Below are 25243 nucleotides of genomic sequence, written 5' to 3'. Positions count from 1 at the left end.
ACAGGTCACGGATAATCCAAATACCCCTGTTCAATAACCAACTCGGCTCTGCGACCGACCTGCAGATCATATGCGCCCGGGACCGTCGGCGCGGGAAAGCTGGCGCGCAGATGCTCATTTGAGATCAACTCAATCTTCTCAGCCGGGACCGGTAGAGGAACCACCAGAACTCCGCCCTTACTGCGCGTCAAATAGAGGTAACCATTGTCCTGGGCCAGCCTGCGGGACAGTCCCGCTACTTTATACCTCCCCACGACCCGTGGCTTGGCCGGACGTTGAATATCGACGACCGTCACGCCGTACTGCCCACTGATCACATAGGCCATGCCACCGCTGACCAGTAGCCCTTTGCTTTCGCCCGGCAGGGCCATCGAGGCCAAAATTTCCGGCTTGCCCGGCTGGCTGACATCGACCACCAGTAACCCGGAACGGCCGTCCGCGATATAGGCGATACCAGCGGCAACCTCGATGCCTGCCGGCAGATCGAAATAATTCATTGGAAACGGCAGATTCAGCGTACTGAGGAGCATGAAATGTCCGTCCGTGGACAACTCGAAGATGGCCAAGCCTTTATTTTTGGTGGTGACGTAAAGCAGACTGCCGCTCGAATAGATTTGCAGAGGCTGCAGATCGGAGAGAGAATCGCGCACCAAAAGGGCCTCGATATCTGCATAATCGATACAGCTCAGACCATCGATTCCGTTGGCAACCACCAGATACCGGCCAACCATGGCCAGTTGTCGCGCCGGCAGCGTTGGCCACCGCCCAATGGCAACAGGCGAGCGGGGCCGGGAAAGATCGTACACGCCGATCCCCTGTTTACCGTGGGCGACAAACAGCAGATCACCTTTGGCAAGCAGCGCCTGCCCCCAGAAGGAGCTGAACCCATGCAATGCCTTGCCCGCAGCTGCGAGTTCGGTCAGCGCAACGCCTCTGCGCCCATCGGCTACATACATCACCCCATCACGGACCAGAATATCGTGGGCGTCGCCTGGAGTATCAATCAACTTGACAGAGCTTTTTTGAATCAGCGCCTTACTTTCAACAATCAGAATGCCGGTATTTGATCCGACCACATATAAATAGTCACCAGACTCGGCAATTGAGCGAATCTCGCTTGCAAACAGATAACCATCGGACAACCGCCCCCGTGGCAAATCCAGAATACGTACAGCTGAAGAGCTATCAGAGATATAGACCCGCTGGTTGCCGAAAAAAAGTTTTTCGGCAGAAACGAAGTCCGTCAGATGCTGCTTAAAGACCAATCGCCCTGCTGACTCGACAGCAAAAACCGAAATACCGTGCGAGGTCGCAACATACAGCAGATCGTTCATGAACGTGATCTGCCTGGGGGTTTCCGCCAGCGGGAAAGTCGGCATGACTTTCGTCCGTTCAGGAGTCCTGAGATCGATAATTTTCAGCCCGCTCAGGTGTGGCGACACCAGAAAAAGAAAATCCCCGGACATCGCCAGATCGGTAATAAACTCGCCTGCGGCCATCTGTTTAACCAAATGGATATGGGATAATTGCGTCACATCGAACACCAGCAGGCCGTCATCTCCGGCAGCTGCATAGAGCAAACCGTCCCGATAGATGGTCTTGGTAATGATATGCCTGGTCGGGATATCCGCTGCATGCGTCAGCAACCCATCCGGCTGGATTTTCATGACCGATACACCGAGCTTGCCATGGGCGACAAACATCAGCTCTCCGGACCGGTTGATATGGACCACTCGGCGCCCCGCCAAATAGTCGCCAAGCAGTCGCGGTTGTCTGGGATTGCTTAAATCAAGAACTTTGAGTCCATCGTTATTGCTGCCCAGATAAAGCATGTGGCCATAAACAAGGCTTTCGTTAAAAATCCCGGGCAAAGGAAAAGAGCCGACCACCGCCTGGTTGTTATCAATGCTCACCAACAGATTAACAGAGGTTTCCCGATCAAAACCCGTGCCAGTCAAATCCAGGGTCAGTTGGGAACCTCCTCCCGACATCGGTGCGGCCTTAACAAAGGTCAGACTCAGCTCTTCCTGAGAAAAACGCGTCGGCCAATACCAGACAGCAACCAGCACCGCCCCCAGCAGCCCGGCCAGGGCCAGAAATAATACAACCAGCTTACTGATTTTCATCAATGGCCCCTTTCTCCGTCATCTCCCGCGGTAGCGGCCTTTTGCAACGGCGCCAGGATCCGCTCAAGAGAAGCCATGTCAAACGGCTTAAGCAGGCATTCATCGACGTGGGAAGACATTGCGGGCGGCAGGCCTTTCTCTGCCAGCACAACGGTCAGGGGCCTTGGTTCCTTAAGGTCGGCCAAAAATTGCAGGAGGTCACCTTCGTTCAAATGAGGCAGATCGTAAATAACCATGACATAAGATTGCAGTTCGCCCAGAAGATTTACATTCCCGGCAACATCCGCCGCAAAACCGACCCTGGACAACTGTAGACGCAGCAGCTCACGGCTGGGAATGTTGGAACTGACGACCATGATGCGCGGAGCACTTTCTGTCGACACCTGCTCCGCCGTAACCTCGGGTTGCTTCTTACCCGTTACAAGATGCAGCTGATGATGACTCTGCCGGATGGCATCGACCAGACCGGACCATGTCAGTGGCCCGCTCAAACGGGTCTCGCCCGAGAGCATGGGAACGACCCGGCTGTGATCGTTCCAAATCACAATACGCCGCAAATCATGATTGTATTCATCCTCCCGCAAGGCCTGAAACAGCGGCCGGCCATCAGGCAGACAAACCATTTGCCCGACCAACAGCAGTTGGAAAGACTCGCCACGACGCCTGGCTGAACTGAGTTGATAGAAAACATCAGCGGCATTTTCAGCCACCACCGACCGACAGCCCAGCTGATCGAGATAGCTGCGTAGGATATTAAAGTCAGCGCGTGGTTCGGCACAGAGCAAGAGCGGCGTAGCAATGGCCTCATCCGGCAGTCTGAAATCAACTTTTTCCAACAACGGCAATTGCACAGTAACCCGGAACAGAGTGCCCTTGCCCGGTGTGGAAGAAAATTCTATGCGTCCTGCCATTAAATCAACCAGCTGTTTGACAATAGCCAGGCCCAGCCCGGCGCCTTTATTGGCCCGCGTATCCGAGTTTTCAGCCTGATAAAAAACGTCAAAGATCTGCCGGGAGGCGGTCTCATCCATGCCGCAGCCAGTGTCCTCAACCTCTATCGTAAAGACCCCTTCCCCACCGGACAGCTCTCGGCAGGAAAGGGTGACAATGACGGAACCTTGCCGAGTGAATTTAAGGGCATTGCCGATGAGGTTCATGAGGATCTGCCTCATCCTTACCTCATCGACTTTGACCCGCCAGGTGGAATCGAGGGGGATCTGGCAAGCCAGAGTAATGTTTTTTTCCCGCGCCTGAGGGGCGAGTAGTTCAACAATGCTCTCAATGATGCGAAACAGCTCGACAGGAACCGGCTGGAGATTCATTTTTCCGGCTTCAATACGGGAGAAATCGAGAACATCACTGATCAAGCGTAGCAGCTCCTCGCCGGAGCTTTGCACTGTATCAACCAGCATCTTCTGCTGTTCGGTCAGGCTGGTCCGGGTCAGCAATTCATTCATGCCCAGCACTCCGATCAATGGAGTCCTGAGTTCATGAGTCATCCGCGAAAGGAAGTCCGATTTGGCGGCGTTAGCTGCGTCAGCCTGGTTCCGGGCGATCTCAAGTTCGCCCAGGGCGAACTGCAGCTCAGCAGTTCGGGCAGCCACCGTTTTTTCAAGGTTCTGCCGATGATGGTTCAGTTGCCGCTGATGCCTTTCAATCTGCGCCAGCATACCGTTGAACCCCTTGACCAGAGCCCCAATTTCATCCTGGCTGGTCACAAAGGCCCTGACCGAATAATCTTTTTCCTGGGAAATCTGCTTCATCAGCGTGGCCAGGCGCAGCAACGGATCGGAGACCGGCTTTTGGAGCAGGCCGGCCAAGATCCAGGAGAAACAGCCCAACAACACAAAAGCGCAGCAGACCCCACCGATGATGGCTCCAAGGCCGGCATAAAAGCTGTCGAGATCGCTTAACAGATAGAGGGTTCCGATCTGGCGACCATCGAAATTAACCGGTGTAAAAGAACTGAAGTAATGCGCTTTTAAATACAGTTTTTCCTGAACCACAGGGAGTGTCCCTGCTTGACCTTGTCCTTTTTGAGAGAAATCCCTCTCAAGCGCCGGGATGGTGATACGACTTCGATCGTATGACAGATATTCAGCCACCGGGATCCCCGTACGGTCGAACAGGTAGGCGGCCTGAATATTCCGCTGCCGATTCAACGACCCGAGCAAGGTTTCGGCCTCAGCATATTTTTCCAGTAATAGTGGTCGCCAGAGCTGTTCGGTCAACGAAGTTGCCAGGATTCTGATATTCTGTTTCAAGGCGACCTGGCGCGCGTAAAATTCAGTCACCAACAGGACGCTGCTGATCACCACCAGCAGCACAGTACAGATGGTCAGGACCAGCAGTGAGAGTTTGGTTTTTATGGAAAAACGGTTAAACAGCTTGCGCACCGGAGCCTCTATCGTCGATCAACAACCCCAATTGGTATCATCAGATGGTATCGAGGGGCACCATTTGCTAACGGATGACAATTCTTCGGCATCAGGTTAACAACTACCGTGCTGAAAATGAAGTAAAACCGCTCACCCGGTGCCACCATTGAAATCAGGAGAGCTCTGATCCTGCTAATGATGATTGCACAATTCCGGCCCCTGCTTTAAAGTAGCGGCCTTTTGAACCAATTTTTGACAGGGAGTCGAGATATGACAAAGATAATACTACCCCCGGAACGCCGGGTGGGACATCTCACCGTATTACGCCAGGGAGAAAGGGAAATATCTCCCACAGAATACGCTGCCCTGACACCGCGGGAACAATTGGCACTGATCAGAAACGCCCAGGGCAAACAAAAATACGACCTGCTGCTCAATTCGCAAAAAGCCGAACGCCTGGTCCCCCTGCTTCATCCCCAGGAACTCTATCTGACGGTCAATCTGCTTGGTGCAACAGATTCCCTGGAACTCCTTGCCCTGAGCAGTCCAGAACAGATCACCCTGCTGCTCGACCTGGACTGCTGGGATGGAGACATGTTGAGTCCGGTCCTCTCCCTCCGTTGGCTGGAGTTGCTGGCTCAATGCGGTGAAGAAAAACTCTGCCAGTTGGTCCGCCAAATCGAACCTGAGGTACTGGCCCTGTTCCTGAAAAAACATTTGACCATCATTCGCGGCATCGAAGCCTACGACGATGATGATGCTGACAACGCCAGGCGCCTGGAATCCCTTTACGACATTGATTACCACAGTGAAGATGCCGCAAAAATCATCGGTGCCATGCTGAAACTCTGGCAGGACCGGGAACAGGAAAGCTATCTGCTGCTGATGGAAATGATCCGTAGCGAAAATCTCACTGCCCTGGAAGAAGAGATTTATCAGGCCCGCAACAATCGCCTGTTGGACCTCGGTATCATTCCCCACCAGGAAGCCCGGAGTATTTACGGCTATCTTGACCCGGAAAGCTTTGTTCCGGGAGGAAAAAGCAACTTTGCCCTGGAAGCGGAGGATCTGCAGAACCCGCTTGCCTTGTTGGTCCAGGCCCAACCCGAGCATCTGCTGGCAGACATCCTTGCGGCTGGCATTGATCATGAAACAGCTTGCGAACTGATGCATCTGACCAACCGCAAAATGAGCGCCGACCGGGCCGACCTGGCCTCGCCTCAAGACGTAGCACAAGCGGTTCAGGGTATCTATGACACCCTCAATCTGGCCCTGGAATATCTGGCCGGAAACGATATCGGTAAAGCCGAGCAGATCATCCACAGTACTTACCTGCTGCACCTGTTCCAGTTAGGCCATAGCCTGATCAAAAAACGCCAGGCCAGAGCGCAAACCCTGGCAAAAGGCCCGATCTATCCGTTTGTGGATTACCCGGAATTGTTGTTTATCGACTCGCTGCTCGAACAACCAGCGCTGTTTTATCGCGCTCCCGGAGCAGAAACACCAAGCCAGCTGCAGAAGCTGACCTCAATCAAGGACCTTGAGCTGGTGGACCGTCGCCTCACCCAGGTCGAAGCGCTGGAGCTTCTGTTCACGACAGCCCTCCCCTTCACTCTCCCCGACCCTGCAGACGAAGAGGCTCAGCAACTGACCCTGTCCGGCATTTTCATGACCGCCGTTGCCCAGCGTCTGCTCGGGGAACCCTTTGCCGCAAACCCGCTAGATAAAAATTGCCTTGCCGACCTCGCGGCAATGACTGTCACTGATGATTCCAGGTGGGAAAGTTTTGCTCGCAACCTGCATGCGACCGTTGCCGAGCTTAACCCTCAATGTCTGTTTTTCTGCGAGTTCTGTCTAGAGTTATGGCAGGATTTCTTCAGCGACGCGGATGCCCTTGATCAGGTCGAAGCCGCGGAATGTTTCCTCTGGCTAAAGTAGTTGCTGCGCGGGTCGCCGGAGACCCCACAATATCCGCAAAGAACAAAATAAAGAAGGCTGATTCGATTGCAGGCCTTGAATATAAGACTCAGGCTGATATTCTAATGAGAATGTCGGCCTGAGTTTTATTTCCTTTCGAGAAAATCCCGTGATTCCATCAAGGAGGACTGCAATATGCTAAAAAAAATTCTGTTCCTTATCGCTTTGTGCTGTGGCCTTGGGTTAACCGCCCAGGCGGCAAACCTGCCCAATGCATTCACCCTGACGCCTTTTTATGGCGGCCATTTATTCGAGGGAAACCTGCCGCTGGATGACAGCGACTTCTGGGGGCTTGGTCTCGGTTACAACCTGACCGAGAATTGGTCACTGGAAGCCGTCTACACCCGTACAAATGCCGATGGCGATCCTTCCTCGGCACCGGACTCGACTATTGAAACCTATCGCCTGGACGGCCTGTATCACCTCTGGCCCAAGGGGAAACTGGTCCCCTATCTGGCAGCCGGTCTGGGGGCGATAACTTCGGATCCGGATAACGGCAGCAGCCGCGAACACCTGTTGATCGATTACGGTATCGGGGTGAAATATTTTATTCTTGACGATCTCATCGCCCTGCGCGCCGATGTTCGCCACCTGTTGGATTTCCCCGAGCCAGACAACAGCTTGCAGTACTCGGTGGGGCTCACCTTTCAGCTTGGTCGTCCGGCTCCCAAAGCCGAGCCGATCAGTGCTCCGGAACCCAAACCTGCGGCCGTTCCGGTCGACAGTGACGGCGACGGCGTATTTGATAACATCGACCGCTGCCCGAACACTCCGGTCGGCGTTGCCGTCGACAATAACGGCTGTCCGCTTGACAGTGATAAAGACGGGGTCTACGACTACCTTGACAAATGCCCGGGAACTCCCGCCGGAACCCCGGTTGATATGAACGGCTGCCCCCTGGACAGCGATAAGGACGGGGTCTATGACCAGCTCGACAAATGCCCGGGAACTCCCGCCGGGGTCGCGGTTGATCGCAACGGATGCCCGCTGGATACTGATGGGGACGGCGTGTACGACTACCTGGATAAATGTCCGGGAACTCCGGCCGGCGCTCCGGTCGATGCCGATGGATGTCCCCTGGACAGCGATAAGGACGGGGTTTTCGATTATCTTGACCAGTGCCCCGATACCCCAGCCGGGGTTTCCGTCGATACGCATGGCTGCCCGACCACTCTGACCCTGAGGATCAACTTCGGTCATGACAGCAGCAAGGTCGGACCTGAATATGACGGAGAAATTGCCAAAGCCGCCCAGTGTATCAACGAATATCCGGGCAATATGGTTTATATCGACGGCCACACGGACAGCAGCGGTGCCGCGGAATACAACCAGAAACTGTCTGTTCAGCGGGCCACAGCGGTCAAAAACCGCTTGATCGAGAAATTCGCCATCCCCGCCGTGCGCATGACCGCCCGCGGATTCGGCGAAGACAAACCGGTAGCAAGCAATGACACGGCCGCAGGAAGAGCCCTCAACCGCCGGGTGGAAGTGGCCTGCGGCGCCAAGAAGTAGCAGCAGCAAAAAAGACGCCGGACAGGTCGTGGACCTGTCCGGCGGTCAGACCGTTCAGGAATCAGCGCACCGCAAGTTCCTTCACGTCCAGGCCGCTTGCGGTTTTGCTGTGATAAAGAAACAGCAGAAGAGTCCGGCCGGCGGGATAATCCGGCAGATGTTGAAACGCAGCGGCAAAATATTGGATTTTCCCCTGGCGTTCGAGGCGATCCAACTCTGCTTTGAGACATTGCTTAACCGCAGCAGCTTCCGCAGCGGTCAGCTTGACGTCGAAAAAATCCGGGGCCGAGCCACTGACCACCCGCTCATGGCTGGCAAAATCCCGCCCCAGGGATTCCCGCAACCGCATCAGTTCCAGTCCTGAGAAGTTCTTTTTCAGATAACCATCGATTTCAAAATAGAGCGCCCGTAAAGAACGCCCTTGCCGGTAAAGATCATTGTCCCGCCAGAACCGGTCAAGCCCTTCAAGAACCGCTGAAACCGACAAACCCAGAGCCTGCAGACCGTTCAGACTGTGCTGAAAGCGCCCGCTGTTCACGACCAGATCCAGCAGGCGGCCGATCCCCCGGATCCGTTCCAACTCGTCGAAAGAGATGGAGTCCGCCGCCAGGATCGTATAAGGCGGCTGCGGATCGAAGCGGATGCCCCAGGTCTTCGCCTGGGCGCGTAGCGGTGCTCCCGGTAACAACTTGACTGGTTCCAACTGCAGGTGATCGGGGCCGAGGGCGCAGGTCCGATCGACCGAGTGCAGAAACTGTCGGTAGCTTTCACCTGGCAGCCCCGCAATCAGATCGAGATGCACATGGACTGCGGTCCGCTGCTTGAGGCGGCGAATGTTCTGCTCCAGCTTATCCAGCGAGGCCTGCCGTCTGACCAACTGCAGGGTTTCCGGCAGAGTCGATTGGACACCGATCTCAAACTGAAACACCCCCTGAGGAACCTGCTCCAGCAGCCGCAATGTTTGTTCATCAAGCAGATGGGCACCGATTTCAAAATGAAATTGGCTGGCGATATTATTGGCCAGGATAAAAGAAAACAGCTGATAGGCCCGGGCCGGATCATAGTTAAAAGTCCGGTCGACAAATTTGATCAGGGCGACCCGGCTCTGCAGCAACAGCAGCAAATCGACCTGGATCCGCTCCATAGAAAATGACCGCACCCGCTCATCCAGTGAACTCATACAGAAGCTGCAGGAATAGGGGCAACCGCGACTGCTCTCAAAATAGACCAGCCCTTTGCTCAAATCAACCAGACCGGCCTGAAACGGAGAGGGGATAGCATCCAGGGATGCAAGCAGACTGGTATCGGCAGGATTTTGAACTGCAGGCAACTGCAGTCCCGGAAACGCAGCAGGTAGCCGATCATTTTGCCAGGCAGCAAGCAGATGGCGCAGCGGGATCTCCCCTTCCCCGCGAATAATGGCATCCACCTCAAATCGGTCGAAAAAGCTATCCTCCTCAAAAGAGACTTCCGGGCCCCCCAGGACAATTTTGATAGCGGGGTCGATGCGCCGGACGCAGGCCGCCAGGTCCAGGGTGGCACAACGATTCCACAGATATACAGAGAAGCAAATCACCTCGGGGTGAAGGCTCATCATTTGTGCCAGAACCACCTCTTTTGGCTCGTTGACAGAATATTCGCGGATCGCCATATCCGGACAGATATCCTGGCAATAGGCCTTTAAATAAGGCAGCGCGAGGCTGGCATGGACATATTTGCTGTGCAGGGTCGTCAAAAGGATTTTCATGTGCGCAGAATACCCGGCCCTTCGCCGCTGTCAATGAGAAATTGTCGCGCTGCAGCGGTTATGATATTCTCCGCCGACATGAAAGGATAAACGTCAATGAGCCGAACAAAAACATTTCTGACCGTTGTCGCTGACGCCACCGGTGAAGTCTTTGAATACCCCGAACTGCTAATGGCGGGAATGAACGGAACCAGTTGTTGCCGCCCGCAAGCAGACGAACTGATTCCCCTCCCGGAAGGCAGCCGCCTGTTCACCATTCCCGATACTCCACCGATCGGTTTTGATCGCCGCAGCGGCGAGCGGAAAACCTTGACCGCGTTACCGAAAAGCTGGGGCGGCGGTCCTGTCCAGGCGGTTTCAGCCTTTGTCACGCCAGCCTTCACCCGCACTCTTCTGCCCGCGGCAGACTATACCCAAAAAAAGGTTGAACTCACCCTCTGGTCCTATACCGCGGTCGGCTGGTGTGTCGAAGAAGAGCGCTTTTACGTGGCCGCGGTCCGGGTCGACCGTAATCGTCAATGGGAACCGCAATACTTTGACGATCGGTTGCTGGATCCGCTGGTACGCCGCCGGGTTGCCGAGCAGCAGGAGAATCGACTGGTGGTGCAACTGTCGCGCTGCGCCCTCGATTACCATTGCTTTGCCGCAAAAAATCTGTTTTTCGGTCGCTGGGAAGCGCCCCTGCCCACCTCACCGGCCTGCAACGCCCAGTGCCTGGGCTGCATTTCCTATCAAGAAGAACCCAAAGCCTGTCAGTCCAGCCAGGATCGGCTGGATTTTGTACCGACGGTCGAAGAAATTTGCCAGGTTGCAGTTCCGCACTTGCAGCACGCGGAGAATGCCATTGTCTCCTTCGGCCAGGGCTGTGAAGGAGATCCGATCCTGCAGACCGATACCATTGCCGCCGCGGTCCGGGAAATGCGCCGACAGACCACCCGCGGAACCATCAACTTCAACTCCAATGCCTCCATACCGGATGCTATTGACAAGCTGGCCAAGGCCGGAGTCGATTCGATCCGGATTTCCCTCAACTCAGTCCAGGAGCGCTTTTACAACGCCTACTACCGCCCCCGCCACTACCGTTTCAGCGATGTCATGGAATCCGCGCGCCGTGCCAAGCAGCACGGCATGTTCACCATGCTGAACTACCTGGTCTTTCCAGGCATCAGCGACCGCGAAGACGAAGTTGAGCGCCTGCAGGAAGTCATCGAAGAGATCGGTATCGATCTGATTCAGATGCGCAATCTGAGTATCGATCCGTTAATGTACTGGCGCGCCATGGGCGCCGAGGGGCAAGGGATCGGCATGAAAACCATGCTGGACCGGATCAAGCGGGAAATCCCCCGGATTCAGTACGGCTACTTCAACCGCTGCAAAGAAAATTTCTACCCGCCCGGCTATGAAACCGATTGGCCGCTGCCAGCTTCCATCGGGTAAATGGCGCCTGCTCAGGTTGAAAATGAGCAGAACAGAGATCAGAGCACTTTTGGCCGTTCGGCTGAGGCGCATCCCTGCCAGGAGGTGCCTCAGCCGAACGCTCATTAGGTTTTTTTTCGAAATTTGAGCAGATACAGGGCCTCCCCCACTGATTCACTGGCAACAGTCTCAAACCCTGCCGGCAGGACCAGGGTTTCCACATCCGCAGGAGCGAGGCGGATGGCCAAGGGCGGTCCGGGGCCGTCCTGCCGCCGCTTGAATTCAATCACACAGAAGTGCGCCCCGGGTTTCAACACCCGGTGCACCCCCCTAATCACGGCCGCCCGTTGCGGCTGCGCAACGTCATGCAACGCAGTGGCCAGCAGCGCACAATCGACGGAAGCCGCTGACAACGGGATACCGGCAATATCACCAACCAGGGCCGTAATGTTCGCCTTCTGTTCCTGCGCGGCCTGCTGCTGTAATTGCAGAATCCCCTCTTCCCAAAGATCGAGGGCATGGACCTGCCCGCTCGGCCCGACCAGATCGGCCGCAAACAGACTGTAGCGGCCAAAGCCACAGGCCAGATCAAGAAAACTGGAACCAACCTTGATCGCCATCAAGTCAAATGCCTTATTCCCGGCCAGCAGATCAAAACTGCTCTTCCCCGCTCCCGCTGGTTTCATGTTCATACTGAACTCCTTTTAACACGCATCCCAACCGCGATAGCTTACCAGAATTGCCAGGCCTTGGTTGACAAAACATAAAGCCCCAAGGCCAGATTAGTCACCGCATGAGCGACAATACATTGAGAGAGGCTTTTCGTCCAATAGAGCAGCAGGCTGTAAGCCGCTCCGGCCATGATGCCAGCGATGATCAGATGATGCTCCAGACCGAAAAGAACAGCGCCAATCAGAAATGACGCCCAGGTGAAGGTGCCCAGGGGAACCTGAATGAAATCAGGCTTGATGATATAGCGCAACAGGAACGAGCGCCAGAACAGTTCTTCCATGATCGGAACCACCAAGGCCGCACCGCAAAGCCGAAACAGAATCAGAACATTTTTCAGCAGCTGTCCATCAACCCGATCAGGATTGAATCCGGTCTCGGGCACGACCTGGCCAAAAGTCCAATCCATATGAATCCATAGGGCAAAAACCAGCAGTCCCAGACCGACACTGGCCATGGTGTGAGACAGTTTTTTCAGATCGGCCGGCTTTAATTCAGAATAGTCCCGCCGGAACCAAAAGAGCAGGACACCGACACAGAGCGCTTTGCATGGATAAAGATAGAGAAGATCGGTTTCACTCAGGCGCACCAGCTGATGATTGATCAGCCAGCGGCAGCCCTGTTCTACCGCGATAAACCCCATAAAGACTGCAAACGGGATAATCCTGGCCCAGGCAGCTCTCCCCATTGTCCCTCCTGATCAACATTTAACCAGCCCTGCGTGTTCAGTGACGATCTTTCCAGTGCCTGACCCGGCGGTCGGTCGTGGTCATGAACGCCTCGAAGTCAGCTTCCAACTGCGGTCGCCAGAGCCCAAGCTGGGCATAGCCGGAAGCCAGGGGAATCTTGCCGCCGAGCCGCTGCTCCAGTCTGCCAAGCACCCTGGCAACGATATCGGTCCGCCGATAGGAACTCAGCCAATCGTCCTTGATCATCCGCGGCAGCTGTTGCTGCAAACCGGGGCTGAGCAAATGATAGCAATCCTCAAGTCCGCGATACACCTGGCTGGCAAAATCAGCCAGTGGTTGTTGCGCATAGCTGTCCCACCGGCAGGCCAGGATATGATCGTAAAAAACATCGACCAGAACGCTGCGCGCATAGCGGAAGGCCGGGTCAAGACGCCGCCGGCTGGTCTGAAAATCGTCGTCAACCCTGGTCAGACCGTCAATATATCGATGCAATTTCAGATGCCGAACCAGTTCATCCGGCAGCCCGTTGAAGTCGCTGCCTTTATGGAAATCACCCATGAGAGAGCCTGCCCAGGCAAGACCATTGGCATCGGAAAAAAAAAGATGGGCCAGATAATTCATGAGGCCGTACCATTGACCCCGGGGCTACCGCTGCCGGTGTTCAAATCGATTGATTCAGCTGGTTTTTGATCACCTGCAGCAAGGGCTCGGCGACCTGACCGGTGTCGAGCAGATGATTGAGCAGCACCAGCATATCTTCGGTCTGGCTGGACCGGATAAATCGTTTAATCAGAGTATCGAACTGATCCACGGGATTATGGGCCTGTTCAATCAACAGATTAAAATAATGACCTGCCCGGACCAGTTCTCTGCGCACGCTGAGCAGGCAAACCAGTCCCGCCATCGCAAAGGCATCATGCCCGAAATCAAGTGCTTTGCGGTAAGAGACCTCCGCCTCGGCAAGCCTGTTGAGATTGAAAAAGGCATCGCCCATCCGGGTATGCAGGGTTTGGGTTCCTTCCGAGCAGGCAAGAATCTTCTCCCAGATCTCAATCGCTTTTTCATAGTCACGGTACCAGCGGTAGCAGTTACCAAGCCCATATAAAGCGTAAGGATTTTGGGGATCAACCGCCAGTGCCCGTCGAAAATAGGTTTCCGCCTTTTCAAAATCGGAGACCCGCCAACAGAGCTTGCCAATTATCGTCAGGATGTGCAGCTCATTCTCATCGAATTTAAGAACCTTTTCGTAGGTAGCAATGGCCTCAGCATCCTGTCCCATCCGGTGCAGCAGATCGGCCAGACCGGTCAGGGCAAAGCGATCACTGGGGGCGATTTTCAGAATCTGCTGATAAGCCTGTTCGGCGCGCTCGAACAGAGCCAGCACTTTACAGCTGTCCGCGATCCTGGTCATGACGTGCTTATCCTGCGGCCGGAGAGCGAGATAACGCTCCCACAGCTTGATTGCGTCCTGATGACGATTCAACTTCTTGTACACATCACCAAGGCCGCGCAGGGCAAATAGGTTTTTCTCGTCCAGTTCGAGCAGGGCCTGATAACAGCGCTCAGCTTCGGCAAAATCCTCGGTTTCCCGGCAGGCATCACCCATTCCCGAGAGCAGGTAAGGATTTTCCGGCTCCATATCAAGTCCGGTTCGGAACAGCTCCTTGGCTTCGGCATAACGCCTGGCGCGCAGTTTTTGGCGCGCCTTTTTCGAGATATCAATCACCGAGTTTTTTCCACCGGTCGGCTGCCGTGGTGGAACATACACTGTCTTCATACAATAGACTCCCAACTTTTCATTTACGATAACGTTCAGAAAAGCATAACAAAAAATGAATCCTACACCAGTCTTTGAGGTCAATCATGCGCTGTAAAGGAACCCGAAAATCACATTGATCAGTGGCAAAAAAATCTTGACCATAGACGACTGCGATCCCTTTATCAATAACCGGCAGTACTTTTGGGACCAGACCGCCAGGAAATAATCTGCCGCAGAAGGCGTCCCGTATAGGCCTGATGCCCAGTTCTCATCCGCCAATATTATTTATAAGAATTTCAGGCAGAATGTGTTCTGCCCGGATTTGACCGCTGCTCAGATTATCATGCAGTCACCGGCCATGCCAGCCGGTCATTCCCTCGAACCCGTCGTTGAGGTGGACGGGGAAAGGTCAAGCTTAGCCACTTGGTCGTGATGGGGCAGATGTGTGTCCAATTGAGCCAGGAGCGGCTGTGCGACCGCTTGAAAAGCGGCCAGGTTTGCCTTGCTGATCGACTTGGCGGCGGGAACTTTCAGACGACTCGGATTGACCGGCGCGCCATTGTGACGCATCCGAAAGCAGAGATGGGGCCCCGTTGCCATCCCGGTACCGCCGAGGTAACCGATGACCTGCCCCTGGGCAACGCGCTTGTTCTTGGTCATGCCACGGGCAAAACCTTTCATATGCAGATAGATCGAACGATAGCCGTTGCTGTGCCGCACCTCGATAAAGTTGCCGTTGGCGCGGTTATAACCGATCCGGGAAATACTCCCCTCGCCAACCGTCTTGATCGGTGTTCCAACCGGGGCCACATAGTCGATGGCAGGGTGGGCTTTCCAGGTTTTGGTAATGGGATGAAAACGCTTCATGGTATAGCCGGAGGAGATCCGGGTAAATGAAAGGGGTGCCCGGAGAAACGCCTTGCGAACATTTTCACCATCTTCATTGTAATAAGAAGCCGACTGCTCACCGTTTTTAAAACGAACCGCTCTGAACACCTGCCCCTGGTTAACAAATTCAGCGGCCAAGATATGGCCATACCCGGCCGGTTGCCCGTCCCGGAAACGTTTTTCCACCAACGCCTGAAAACGGTCGCCGGCACGGATATCGAGAATAAAATCGATGTCCCACTGAAAAATATCGGACAGCATAAAGGCCAGCTTGGGATCTTCGTTGATTGCCGCAACCGCGTCAAACAGGCTGGAAGAGATCGTCCCCTCAATCAGTTCAGTCGTGACGTCATAAACGATCGGCTGGGTTTCCAGCGACACTTGGTCGTCATCGCGGCTGATGATCAGTTGCTCATTCTCATCGATTTCGTAGACGAACTTGCGAAACTCTCCGTCTCGGGTGGTAATGCAGTAAGGCTGACCGGCGCAGATGCGGGTAAATGGAAAAACATCGCGACTCAGCTGATTGAGCTGATAAATTTCCTGGGGAGTGAAATAGTCACCCAGCAGAGCAGTGATGGATGATCCCGCAGGCACAATCCTTCTTATCTCTGCGATGACCGGTTCAGGTGCAACTGGCTGGCTCACGGGTTCGGCCACCGGCGGGGGTGGCACCGACACAGTCTCGGCAAAGGGGGTTTCCCGAGCTTCCAGGCCGGAATTGGTGGCATTGTTAAAAAAGATAATCAGTGCAGCAACAACAATCAGGGCGCCCAGCAACAACAGATGCCTGGCCTTGCTCTTGCGCTTGTGTGGTTGACTTGCGCTAAGCGGCGGATGAAAATCCTGATTAATTCCCATGAAGCTGTCCCATAGCAGGTTTTTATTAAAATAAACTTAGGTCAAACTATTTAATTTGAGCATTATAACAGTTGAACCGGATTGAGTCCAGTAGCGATCTTCGCCAGTGATCACACAACTCAAAAACACTCCTTCGGTCAATCGGCTGGTGGTTTTTTTCAGGCTGTCAGCCAATTTATTTGCCAGATGAATAACGGCCGGATAACATAAGCAAACCAACCAAAAAAGACAAGGACACCAAGCAATGATAAACAGACAACGCATATGTGATGAATTCAGCAAACAAGCCGCTATCGACAGCCCTTCTTTTGCAGAGGCGGAGATCGCTGCATACCTGGAACAACGCTTAACCGCCCTGGGAGCCGAAATTGAATATGATGAGGCCGGTGCTGTCATCGGCAGCACTGCCAACAACCTGATCGCCCGGATTCCCGGCAGCAAGAGTGGCGAGCCGCTGATCCTGTCCGGTCATATGGATACCGTGACTCCGGCGGAAAATGTCCAACCGGTGCTTAAAGACGGTATCTTCACCAGCGCCGGGGATACCATTCTCGGCTCTGATGACAAGGCCGGCCTAACCGAAATCATTGAAGCGATTGAGGTTCTTCGCGAGCAGAAGATACCCCATGTCCCCCTTGAGCTGGTCATCACCATCTGTGAGGAACAGGGTTTACTGGGTGCCAAGAACCTGGTATTCAGCAAGCTTAAAGGAAAACGCGGCATCGCCATGGACACCAGTGGAACGGATCTCGTTATCAATCGGGCTCCGGCCGCCAATCGTTTCAAAATCGATATTTTCGGCCGTGAGGCGCACGCCGGAATCTGTCCCGAGCAGGGAATTTCTGCTATCCAGATTGCTGCCCGGGCCGTCGCCAAAATGCCCCTGGGCCGCATCGATCAGGAGACCACCGCCAATATCGGCCTGTTCAACGGCGGGCAGGCCATCAACATTATCCCCAAGACCGTCAACCTGCTCGGCGAGGTCCGCAGCCACAATCCTGAAAAATTACGAGAGCTGACCGAGCAGATCATTCGCATTGTCGAAGAAGAGGTCTTGCAGGCCTCCAGCCAGATGGAAGCAGCTGACATTCAAGCCTCAATGGCCATGGAGCTGCATGAAGATTATCCTTCCATGAGCGTTGCTGAGGACGCCGGTATCATCAAGCTGATCAAAGAAGCCGGCACCAGCCTCGGCCGCCCGCAGGCGATCCACTCCGCCGGCGGTGGCTCCGACGCCAACATTTTCAACAGCCATGGCATCGAAATGGTCATCGTCGGCTGCGGTATGAACAAAGTCCATACCGTCAATGAACAGGTCGCCGTTGACGACATGGTCAAAGTCAGCGAACTTCTGGTTGAAATTATTCGTCGGGCCTGATGCCATGAAAATCTCGCCGCAAGTCATACAGGTCCAGCCGCCACCGATTACAGAGGTCAAAAAGTGGATTGAAAACAGGCAGTTTACTGCAGAAAAGCCGCTTCTCGATCTTTGCCAGGCGATCCCCAGCTATGCACCTCCGGCCGAGCTTATCAAATACCTGCAGGGTTGCCTGGAAGATCCGCTAACCTTCAAATACAGCCCTGACGAGGGGCTGCCGGAAGTCCGTGCCGAGGTGGCTCGCTGGTATGGACGGCATTACCAGAGCACTCCGGACCCGGCCCAGCTCTGTCTGACCATCGGTGCCAGCCAGGCCTTCTGGCTGGCCATCGTCAGCCTGTGCCGTCCCGGCGATGAGGTCATTGTCCAGCTGCCCGCTTATTTTGACCACCTCATGGCGCTGCAATCCCTCGGCATCAAAGCCGTGTTCGCCCCGTTCCAGCCCGCCAGTCAGGGGCAACCCGAGCTGGCAACCATCGCCCGCCTGATAACCTCGAAAACCAGGGCTATCCTGCTGGTCACGCCGAGTAATCCCACTGGCGCGGTGGTGCCGGCCGCCGGGATTGAGCAATTGTTCGAGCTTGCCGCCGCCCATAACGTCACCCTGATCCTCGATGAAACCTACAACGCTTTTGTCGGCCAGCAGCCCCACAACCTGTTGACCAGAGCCGATTGGTCGCAGCACTTCATTCACCTGGCCTCATTTGGCAAAACCTTCGCCCTGACCGGTCTGCGCTGCGGGGCGCTGCTTGCCGCTGCAGCGGTCGTCGAACAGGCCCTGAAACTGCAGGACAGCATGGTGGTCTGCCAGTCCCGGCCGGCCCAGCTGGCCCTCCAGTACGGCTGTCGCAACCTGGACGCCTGGGTCGCGGACAACTGCAGGATGATGAAGGCGCGCCACGACAGCTTCAAGAAGCAGTTCCTGGCCGCCGGCCTTGAGTTTGAACTCGCCGCCAGCGGATCCTTCTTCGCCTGGATCAGACACCCCTGGAAAGATCTCACCGGCCGGCAGGCGACCAAACGACTGGCGGAACAGCACCACCTGATCTGCTTGCCCGGCGAAGCTTTTGGCCCCGGGCTTGAAGGTTATTTGCGCCTGGCCTTCGGAAATATCGATACAGACCGGATCCCCCAGGTCATCAAACGTTTCCAGGCCATCTAGCCGGCCGCATGCGACCAGCAGCAAGTAACGGATGCGCACCTTTTGCGCATCCGTGCCCTTAAGGTGAAAGCTGAGGCTCAACCCTCATTAAATTCTGTGAACTGACTGCCCGCGGCGCAGCTCGCGGCAAAAAGCGGAGGTTTGTCCCGATGAGCAGCCAACACCTGCTGGTCAGCAGCAAAGACGGCATCACCACTCTTACCATCAACCAACCGCAAACCCTCAACTCCCTGAGCCCCGCGATTCTGAGCGAATTAGCCGAACAGGTCGCAGAATTGCAGGCAGACCCCGCGGTAAAAGTTGTCATTATCACCGGGGCCGGAGCAAAAGCTTTTGTCGCTGGGGGCGATATTGCGGCTATGCAGCCGCTGGGGCCACTGGAAGCCAGGGAAGTCGTCCGCAAAGCACAGCAACTTTTCAACGCTATCGAATTCGGCCAAAAAATCTTTATCGCCGCAATCAATGGCTATGCTCTTGGCGCCGGTTGCGAACTCGCCCTGGCCTGCGACATCAGGATTGCGGCCGAGGGCGCCAAGCTGGGGCAACCGGAAGTCAAGCTGGGAATCATTCCCGGCTGGGGCGGAACCCAACGGTTGCCGCGGCTGGTGGGTAAAGGCAAGGCGAAAGAACTGATGCTGACTGGAGACATGCTCTGCGCGACTGAAGCGAAAGAACTCGGACTGGTCAACCAGGTGGTTCCGGCGGAACAACTCCTCGATAGCGCCTGGGCCATGGCGCAGAAGATCGCCGGCAAATCGCAGTCCGCCGTCCGCCTGATCAAGCAGGCGGTCGATAACGGCATGGAAATGACCATCGATAAAGCATTTCATTACGAGGCCGAGCTGTTTGCCCTGTGCTTTGCCACTCATGATCAGAAGGAAGGGATGCAGGCTTTTCTTGAAAAACGGACCCCGACCTGGAAGGACTGCTGACCGAAAGCTGAGCAGTCAGCCCGCTATCTGTTCTCGACCAGCTTACTGCGACTGTCCAGACAGGCACGGACTTCCGTGACACAGGAATAAGGGACGCGAATCCCGCGCACCCCGCGGCCGATGCGTACCTGAGAACCCGGGTCGCCATGAAAATCCGAGCCGCCGGTGACGACCAGGCCGTGCTGCCGGGCCAGCTTGATCAAATGATCAGTCTCTTCCAGACCGGAACCGTTATTATATGCTTCGATACCATCAAGTCCCTGTTGAACCAGGTCAGCCACCAGCCGTTCCAAACCTCTTCGTTCTCGCGTCACATAGGGAGGGTGAGCCAGCACGACGATCCCGCCGCAACCATGAATCAGGTTGATGGCTTCATCGGCAGGAAAATACCGTTTAGGGACATTACAGGGGACCAGATAACGTTCGAAAGCCTGCTCATTCCCATCAACAACCCCTGCTTCGCGCAGGGCTTGGGCGATATGCGGACGACCGATGCTCCCGCCGGCAAGAAGACGGACCCGCTCCGGATCAAGAGGCTGACGATTTTCAACGCGTAATTTTTCATTGACCCGTTCGACAATCTGCAGATTCCGGTTCAGTCGGAAAGACTGAAATTCGGCCAGCGCCCTGGCCAGATAAGGGTCCTCCAGGTCAAAGCCATACCCCAGCAAATGCATGTCGGAGAATTCGAACCACTGGGTCGACAGCTCAACCGCGGTTAAAACTTCAACCCCGCACGCAGTGCCGGCCTGCATGGCGCGCGCTACCCCATCGATATTGTCATGATCGGCCAGCGCAATAGCGGCCAGACCGCAACGGGCCGCCGCCGCAATGACTTCCTCCGGTGTCAGATAACCGTCGGAACAGGTCGAATGGACATGCAGATCGACATAGGACCTGTTCATGAAACCATCTTTTCTTTCACTATTTTGCAACCTCAACCTCTTCGGATATTTTTGTAAAACCTGCCCACCCGGCACGGCATCCTGATTCACCGGCAACCACTCGGGCAACAGCAGTTAACGCGCTCCTCTTGACCATTGATTCAGCACAGTGTACACAATTGAATAGACAATTGGCTATATAGCAATTTTTCCGGAAGGACATTTATCCATATGCCGGCACGTCTGGTCGTGAACAACCTGCAAAGCTATTTTTTCACTCGCAACGGACTACTCAAAGCTGTCGACGATGTGTCATTCAGCATCAATCCGGGCGAAACACTGGCCCTGGTCGGCGAGTCAGGCTGTGGTAAATCGATGACCGCGTTGTCACTGCTGCGCCTGCTGCCCGAGCCCGGCAAAATTGTCGGTGGGGAGATCCTCCTTGACAACCACAACCTGCTGCGCCTGCCCGAGGTCGAAATGCGCCGCATCCGCGGCAATGACATCGCCATGATTTTCCAGGAACCGATGACCTCCCTCAATCCGGTCCTGCGCATCGGCGACCAGATCGCCGAAGTGCTCATTCTGCATAAAGGGCTGCCAGCAAAAGACGCTCTCTGCGAAGCCGACAGCCTGTTACAACAGGTTGGCATCAGCGACACAGGACGACGGCTGCAGGAATACCCTCATCAGTTATCCGGCGGGCAGCGCCAGCGCGTCATGATCGCCATGGCCCTGGCCTGCGATCCCAAGCTGCTGATCGCCGACGAACCGACGACCGCCCTGGACGTCACCATTCAGGCCCAGATCATGGATCTCTTGCTCGACTTGAAACAGCAACGGCAAATGGCCACCCTGTTGATCAGTCATGATCTGGGTGTGGTCGCCGGCAACGCAGAAAACATCGCCGTCATGTATGCCGGGCAAATCGTCGAATCCGGCCCCGTTGCCACGATCTTTGCCGAACCGCTGCATCCGTATACCCAAGGGCTACTCAACTGTGTCCCCCGCCTGGACCGCAAACAGAGCCTGCCCACTATCAAAGGGCAGGTTCCAGATCTGAAAAAACAGCACGACGGCTGCCTGTTTATCGAACGTTGCCCATGCCCTTGCGCTCCCTGCGGTAGCGAGGTGCCACAGTTGCAGGAAATCAAACCGGGCCACCGGGTCAGATGCTGGAGGTATTAAGCTCATGCCCTTACTTGAAGTCAAAAATCTGCGCAAAAGCTTCTCCGTCTCCGACCCGCTGGGCAGGACAAAAGGTCAACTGGTAGCCGTTGATGATATCTCCTTCGGATTGGAAAAGGGTGAAACCCTGGGTTTGGTCGGCGAGTCGGGCTGCGGCAAATCCACCACCGGGAAACTGATCCTGCAACTGCTCAGGGCTGATCAGGGCGAGGTGCTGTTTGCTGGGGAGGATCTAACCAAGCTTCCGGAACGACGACTGCGCCCTTACCGGCGACGACTGCAGATGATTTTTCAGGATCCCTTCTCTTCTCTGAATCCGCGCATGACTGTCGGTGCGATCCTCAGCGAACCATTGCAGATTCATCGCCTGGCTCCACCCCGGCAGATCAGGGAAAAAGTCATTGAACTGCTCGAAAAAGTCGGCCTTTCCGCCCAGCATGAGCATCGCTATCCCCATGAATTTTCCGGTGGCCAGCGCCAACGGGTCGGTATCGCCAGAGCCCTGGCCGTTGAACCCGACCTTATCATTGCCGACGAAGCGGTCTCCGCCCTCGACTTATCGGTGCAGGCGCAGATTCTGAATCTGCTGCAGGAGATTAAGAACGAACACGGCCTGAGCTACCTGTTTATCGCCCATGACCTGGCGGTCATCGAGCATGTCAGCGACCGCATCGCCGTCATGTATCTGGGGCGGATTGTCGAACTGGCAAATGCAGACGAGCTGTATCTCAAGCCTCGCCACCCATATACCGAGGCGCTGCTCAATGCCGTACCGGTTCCGGATCCTGGCCACCCCCGCCCGGCCGCGCTGAGCGGGGAAATCCCCTCTCCGGTGCACCCCCCGAGCGGCTGTTATTTTCACCCGCGCTGCCCCTATGCCCAGATGATCTGTCAACAACAATCCCCACCGTTGACCGAGATTGGTCCCAACCACCTGTCCGCCTGCCATTTTCATGAGCAGGTCGGCCGCTTTCGAATCAGCTGAGAGGATTTCGGCAAAAGCCAGCTTGACACATTGTGCCACAAATGGCACGATCCGGCACAGAATTCATCTGTCCGGAGAATCAGCATGACCTTAAAAGAAGTCAACGGCCCGATTTCCACCATTCGTGAACGCTGCCGAATCTGCTACGCCTGTGTCCGCAACTGCCCGACCAAGGCCATCGGGATCTTTGAAGATTGCGCCGAGATCATCACCCATCGCTGTATCGGCTGTGGCAAATGCGTGCAAAGCTGTTCGCAAAAGGCCAAGGTCATCATTGATGCCACCAAGGAAACGGAAGACCATCTGCACAGCAACGATCCGACCGTCGCAGTTCTCGGCTGTTCTTTTGCGGCTTTTTTCCACGACCTCCATCCGGAAAGAATGGTCACGGCGCTAAAACAGCTCGGCTTCGACGAAGTCCTTGAAGGGTCCGCCGGCGTCGAGTTGATCTCCGGAGAATACCGCAAAGCTATCGCCGCAAACCCGGGCCAGCCTCTTCTGTCAAGCCATTGCCCAACCATCGTCGACCTGGTCGAACGCCACTACCCCCAACTGTTGAAATACCTGGTTCCGGTGGTCTCCCCGATGATCGCCATCGGCCGCTTCATCAAAGCCAGCCGCGGCAGCCGGGTTCGGGTGGTCTATATCAGTTCGTGCATCGGTGGCAAATTTGAGGTGACCGCTGAACCGGTTACCGGAGCCATCGATACCGTGCTGACCTATAGTGAGCTGAACGTCATGTTCAAACGCCAAAAGATTGACCCGCAGCGGCTCAAAAGGACCCCGATGTCGGGGCGCCCAACCAGTATCGGCCGCAGCTTTTCGATTATCGGCGGCCCGTTCAACAATTTCGGAATCGAAAACAACGGCCTTAATCCTCACTATATTTCAACGGTTGGCGAGGAAAACAGCCTGGAGATCATTCGCGACCTGGCTGCCGGGCGGATATCACCGCGCTATGTCGATGTCCGCTTCTGCAAAGGGGGCTGCATTTGCGGCCCGGCCCGGACCAATCGCCTGACTTCATTCTCCAAAAGAAATCTGATCATCGAATACCAGCAGCAGGAGATCAGTTACGATACCGCTCCGCACTATCTACAGGAATCTCCAAATCTCAAACTGGACCGGGTTTTTGCCAACAAATCACGCCAGCCGGAGCGCCCCAGCGGGGAGACCATCAAACGCATCCTGCTGGAGACCGACAAATTTGAAGAGCAGGATGAACTGAATTGCGGCAGCTGCGGCTACCCGACCTGTCGGGAACATGCCGTGGCTGTCTATCAGGGCCTGGCAGATATCCGTATGTGCCTGCCCTACTCTATCCATCGTCTGGAAAAGGACCGCTCACAGCTGGAACAGAAGTACGAACTGGCGCGGCGCGCTCTTGACCAGGAATACGGCAACACCCGCATCATCGGCAATGACCAACACACCCAAGGGGTCCTGCACATGATTCAACAGGTCGGTCCGACCCCGACCACGGTGTTGATCCGCGGTGAAAGCGGTACTGGCAAGGAGTTGACTGCCCGAGCCATTCACGAAGCGAGCCAGCGCGCCGACAAACCGATGGTGACGGTCAACTGCACCACTCTGACTGACAATCTGCTGGAGAGTGAGCTGTTCGGCCACATGAAAGGCTCCTTTACCGGAGCCATCACCGACAAAAAAGGCCTCTTTGAAACGGCAGACGGGGGAACCATTTTCCTCGATGAAATCGGCGACATTACTCCCAAACTACAAGCCGAACTGTTACGGGTCCTCGACAACGGCGAGATCAAACCGGTCGGCAGCAACAATATCATCAAGGTCGACGTCCGGGTCATCGCCGCAACCAACCGCCAGCTTGAAGAAGGTGTCAGCAATGGTTGGTTCCGGGAAGATCTGTTCTATCGCCTCAATGTTTTTACCATCACCTTGCCACCGTTGCGAAATCGCAGTTCCTCAATACCGCAACTGGTTGATCATTTCCTGAACACTTCGGCGAAGCGGCTGAATAAAAATGTCCACAGCATTGACGAATACGCCAGGAGAGCCCTTGAACGCTATCCCTGGCCAGGCAATATCCGCGAGCTGCAGAATATCATTGAGCGGGCCATTGTCCTGTCCCACGACAACAGTATTCACCTGGACCAGCTCCCCATGGCCTTTGCCAACCTGGCTCAGGACAGCCCGCAGGAAGGGCCCAAAGAGGTCTCCAACAGCCTGCGTCAGCAAAGGAATGATCAATTTGAGAAAGTGGAAAAGGATCTCGCCATCCAGTTTTTAAAACAAACCGGAGGCAATGTGTCGGCGGCCGCAAAACTGGCGGACATCCCACGGCGGACATTTTATCGGATGCTCGACCGCAGCGGGATTGATCCGACCCTTTTTCGCCGCCAGAGCTGAGCCACAAACGACACATGTGCCGCACATTCGTGCCACAGCCGGCACACTTCGTGGCTCACATAATATGTCTCGTCTCCATAGCAAAAGATCGGAAACATTATAATTCTTCCATTTTTTGGACAGTTACAGAATAAACAGGAAGGCCTCTCAAGTTTGGCACAATAGCTGCTTAATATAGAGCCCATGTAACAGGGTGTACCCGTTCCCGCCCGAACGGATCTCAAACATCCCTATTTCACCGCCGAGG

The 25243-nt window shown here is 55.3% G+C and carries 18 protein-coding genes; 9 read left to right on the top strand and 9 right to left on the bottom strand.

The window, feature by feature from the left end; genetic code table 11:
* Positions 1-5: 5 nt before the first annotated feature.
* The gene (locus tag N909_RS0121730; protein ID WP_029918214.1) at positions 6-2126 is read right to left on the bottom strand and encodes an LVIVD repeat-containing protein; all 2121 of its coding nucleotides are present in this window, start codon (positions 2124-2126) and stop codon (positions 6-8) included.
* Positions 2126-4522, bottom strand: a complete 2397-nt coding sequence (locus N909_RS0121725; RefSeq protein WP_029918213.1) for a HAMP domain-containing histidine kinase — start codon at positions 4520-4522, stop codon at positions 2126-2128. Before N909_RS0121725 ends, N909_RS0121730 begins: the two co-directional genes overlap by 1 nt.
* A gap of 252 nt (positions 4523-4774) precedes the next feature.
* On the opposite strand from N909_RS0121725, the gene N909_RS0121720 reads away from it, so the two are divergent.
* Both N909_RS0121720 and N909_RS26405 read left to right on the top strand, forming a co-directional pair.
* Positions 4775-6442: a DUF6178 family protein gene (locus N909_RS0121720; protein ID WP_155006044.1), complete on the top strand. Its 1668-nt coding sequence runs from the start codon at positions 4775-4777 to the stop codon at positions 6440-6442.
* A gap of 174 nt (positions 6443-6616) precedes the next feature.
* Complete coding sequence (locus N909_RS26405; RefSeq protein WP_029918211.1) at positions 6617-7993, top strand: OmpA family protein; 1377 nt, start codon at positions 6617-6619, stop codon at positions 7991-7993.
* 61 nt (positions 7994-8054) lie between these two features.
* Here the strand turns inward: N909_RS26405 and N909_RS0121710 are convergent, their stop codons facing one another.
* Positions 8055-9740 carry a B12-binding domain-containing radical SAM protein gene (locus N909_RS0121710; RefSeq protein WP_029918210.1) on the bottom strand — a complete coding sequence of 562 codons (1686 nt, stop codon included), beginning with the start codon at positions 9738-9740 and terminating at the stop codon, positions 8055-8057.
* Between the two features lie 96 nt (positions 9741-9836).
* Between N909_RS0121710 and N909_RS0121705 the strand changes: the two genes are divergently transcribed.
* On the top strand, positions 9837-11177 hold the full coding sequence (locus N909_RS0121705) for a radical SAM family protein (protein WP_029918209.1): 1341 nt from the start codon (positions 9837-9839) through the stop codon (positions 11175-11177).
* A gap of 104 nt (positions 11178-11281) precedes the next feature.
* Here N909_RS0121705 and N909_RS0121700 read toward each other — a convergent pair whose 3' ends face one another.
* From N909_RS0121700 to N909_RS0121680, 5 genes are all read right to left on the bottom strand, one after another.
* Complete coding sequence (locus N909_RS0121700) at positions 11282-11848, bottom strand: class I SAM-dependent methyltransferase (RefSeq protein WP_029918208.1); 567 nt, start codon at positions 11846-11848, stop codon at positions 11282-11284.
* Between the two features lie 38 nt (positions 11849-11886).
* Positions 11887-12573, bottom strand: coding sequence for a CAAX prenyl protease-related protein (locus N909_RS0121695; RefSeq protein WP_029918207.1), 687 nt, complete (start codon positions 12571-12573; stop codon positions 11887-11889).
* Positions 12574-12610: 37 nt separating this feature from the next.
* Positions 12611-13195 carry an acyl carrier protein phosphodiesterase gene (locus N909_RS0121690; RefSeq protein ID WP_051690042.1) on the bottom strand — a complete coding sequence of 195 codons (585 nt, stop codon included), beginning with the start codon at positions 13193-13195 and terminating at the stop codon, positions 12611-12613.
* Between the two features lie 40 nt (positions 13196-13235).
* Positions 13236-14351 carry a tetratricopeptide repeat protein gene (locus N909_RS0121685; protein ID WP_029918205.1) on the bottom strand — a complete coding sequence of 372 codons (1116 nt, stop codon included), beginning with the start codon at positions 14349-14351 and terminating at the stop codon, positions 13236-13238.
* A 351-nt stretch (positions 14352-14702) separates the two neighbouring features.
* Positions 14703-16082: a M23 family metallopeptidase gene (locus N909_RS0121680; RefSeq protein WP_051690041.1), complete on the bottom strand. Its 1380-nt coding sequence runs from the start codon at positions 16080-16082 to the stop codon at positions 14703-14705.
* Positions 16083-16326: 244 nt separating this feature from the next.
* Here N909_RS0121680 and N909_RS0121675 point away from each other — a divergent pair, with 244 nt between their 5' ends.
* The 3 genes from N909_RS0121675 (at position 16327) to N909_RS0121665 (ending at position 19554) form a co-directional block, all read left to right on the top strand.
* A complete protein-coding gene (locus N909_RS0121675; protein WP_029918203.1) occupies positions 16327-17460 on the top strand; it encodes a M20/M25/M40 family metallo-hydrolase in 1134 nt (377 codons plus the stop codon).
* Positions 17461-17464: 4 nt separating this feature from the next.
* Complete coding sequence (locus N909_RS0121670; RefSeq protein WP_029918202.1) at positions 17465-18622, top strand: aminotransferase; 1158 nt, start codon at positions 17465-17467, stop codon at positions 18620-18622.
* Between the two features lie 149 nt (positions 18623-18771).
* The gene (locus N909_RS0121665; protein ID WP_029918201.1) at positions 18772-19554 is read left to right on the top strand and encodes an enoyl-CoA hydratase/isomerase family protein; all 783 of its coding nucleotides are present in this window, start codon (positions 18772-18774) and stop codon (positions 19552-19554) included.
* Positions 19555-19577: 23 nt separating this feature from the next.
* On the opposite strand, the gene N909_RS0121660 is transcribed toward N909_RS0121665, so the two are convergent.
* Complete coding sequence (locus N909_RS0121660) at positions 19578-20459, bottom strand: PHP domain-containing protein (protein ID WP_029918200.1); 882 nt, start codon at positions 20457-20459, stop codon at positions 19578-19580.
* A gap of 210 nt (positions 20460-20669) precedes the next feature.
* Here N909_RS0121660 and N909_RS0121655 point away from each other — a divergent pair, with 210 nt between their 5' ends.
* The 3 genes from N909_RS0121655 (at position 20670) to N909_RS0121645 (ending at position 24996) form a co-directional block, all read left to right on the top strand.
* Positions 20670-21626 (top strand): ABC transporter ATP-binding protein, encoded by a 957-nt coding sequence (locus N909_RS0121655; protein WP_029918199.1) that lies wholly within the window; start codon positions 20670-20672, stop codon positions 21624-21626.
* Between the two features lie 4 nt (positions 21627-21630).
* Positions 21631-22611: an ABC transporter ATP-binding protein gene (locus N909_RS0121650; RefSeq protein ID WP_029918198.1), complete on the top strand. Its 981-nt coding sequence runs from the start codon at positions 21631-21633 to the stop codon at positions 22609-22611.
* A gap of 84 nt (positions 22612-22695) precedes the next feature.
* Entirely contained in the window at positions 22696-24996 is a 2301-nt protein-coding gene (locus tag N909_RS0121645) for a sigma 54-interacting transcriptional regulator (protein ID WP_029918197.1), read from the top strand.
* Positions 24997-25243 lie beyond the last annotated feature (247 nt).

The organism is Pelobacter seleniigenes DSM 18267, assembly GCF_000711225.1.
Lineage (GTDB): Bacteria > Desulfobacterota > Desulfuromonadia > Desulfuromonadales > Geopsychrobacteraceae > Seleniibacterium > Seleniibacterium seleniigenes.
Note: the sequence above shows the minus strand (reverse complement) of the source record. Positions and strands in the feature narration are given on the sequence as shown.

Bases quoted from the DNA above. Each gene is read 5' to 3' on its own strand.
- N909_RS0121690 (WP_051690042.1), bottom strand. From the start codon at position 13,195: ATGAATTATCTGGCCCATCTTTTTTTTTCCGATGCCAATGGTCTTGCC.
- N909_RS0121650 (WP_029918198.1), top strand. From the start codon at position 21,631: ATGCCCTTACTTGAAGTCAAAAATCTGCGCAAAAGCTTCTCCGTCTCC.
- N909_RS0121700 (WP_029918208.1), bottom strand. From the start codon at position 11,848: ATGAACATGAAACCAGCGGGAGCGGGGAAGAGCAGTTTTGATCTGCTG.
- N909_RS0121695 (WP_029918207.1), bottom strand. From the start codon at position 12,573: ATGGGGAGAGCTGCCTGGGCCAGGATTATCCCGTTTGCAGTCTTTATG.
- N909_RS0121710 (WP_029918210.1), bottom strand. From the start codon at position 9,740: ATGAAAATCCTTTTGACGACCCTGCACAGCAAATATGTCCATGCCAGC.
- N909_RS0121720 (WP_155006044.1), top strand. From the start codon at position 4,775: ATGACAAAGATAATACTACCCCCGGAACGCCGGGTGGGACATCTCACC.
- N909_RS0121665 (WP_029918201.1), top strand. From the start codon at position 18,772: ATGAGCAGCCAACACCTGCTGGTCAGCAGCAAAGACGGCATCACCACT.
- N909_RS26405 (WP_029918211.1), top strand. From the start codon at position 6,617: ATGCTAAAAAAAATTCTGTTCCTTATCGCTTTGTGCTGTGGCCTTGGG.
- N909_RS0121675 (WP_029918203.1), top strand. From the start codon at position 16,327: ATGATAAACAGACAACGCATATGTGATGAATTCAGCAAACAAGCCGCT.
- N909_RS0121660 (WP_029918200.1), bottom strand. From the start codon at position 20,459: ATGAACAGGTCCTATGTCGATCTGCATGTCCATTCGACCTGTTCCGAC.
- N909_RS0121685 (WP_029918205.1), bottom strand. From the start codon at position 14,351: ATGAAGACAGTGTATGTTCCACCACGGCAGCCGACCGGTGGAAAAAAC.
- N909_RS0121705 (WP_029918209.1), top strand. From the start codon at position 9,837: ATGAGCCGAACAAAAACATTTCTGACCGTTGTCGCTGACGCCACCGGT.
- N909_RS0121680 (WP_051690041.1), bottom strand. From the start codon at position 16,082: ATGGGAATTAATCAGGATTTTCATCCGCCGCTTAGCGCAAGTCAACCA.
- N909_RS0121655 (WP_029918199.1), top strand. From the start codon at position 20,670: ATGCCGGCACGTCTGGTCGTGAACAACCTGCAAAGCTATTTTTTCACT.
- N909_RS0121645 (WP_029918197.1), top strand. From the start codon at position 22,696: ATGACCTTAAAAGAAGTCAACGGCCCGATTTCCACCATTCGTGAACGC.
- N909_RS0121730 (WP_029918214.1), bottom strand. From the start codon at position 2,126: ATGAAAATCAGTAAGCTGGTTGTATTATTTCTGGCCCTGGCCGGGCTG.
- N909_RS0121670 (WP_029918202.1), top strand. From the start codon at position 17,465: ATGAAAATCTCGCCGCAAGTCATACAGGTCCAGCCGCCACCGATTACA.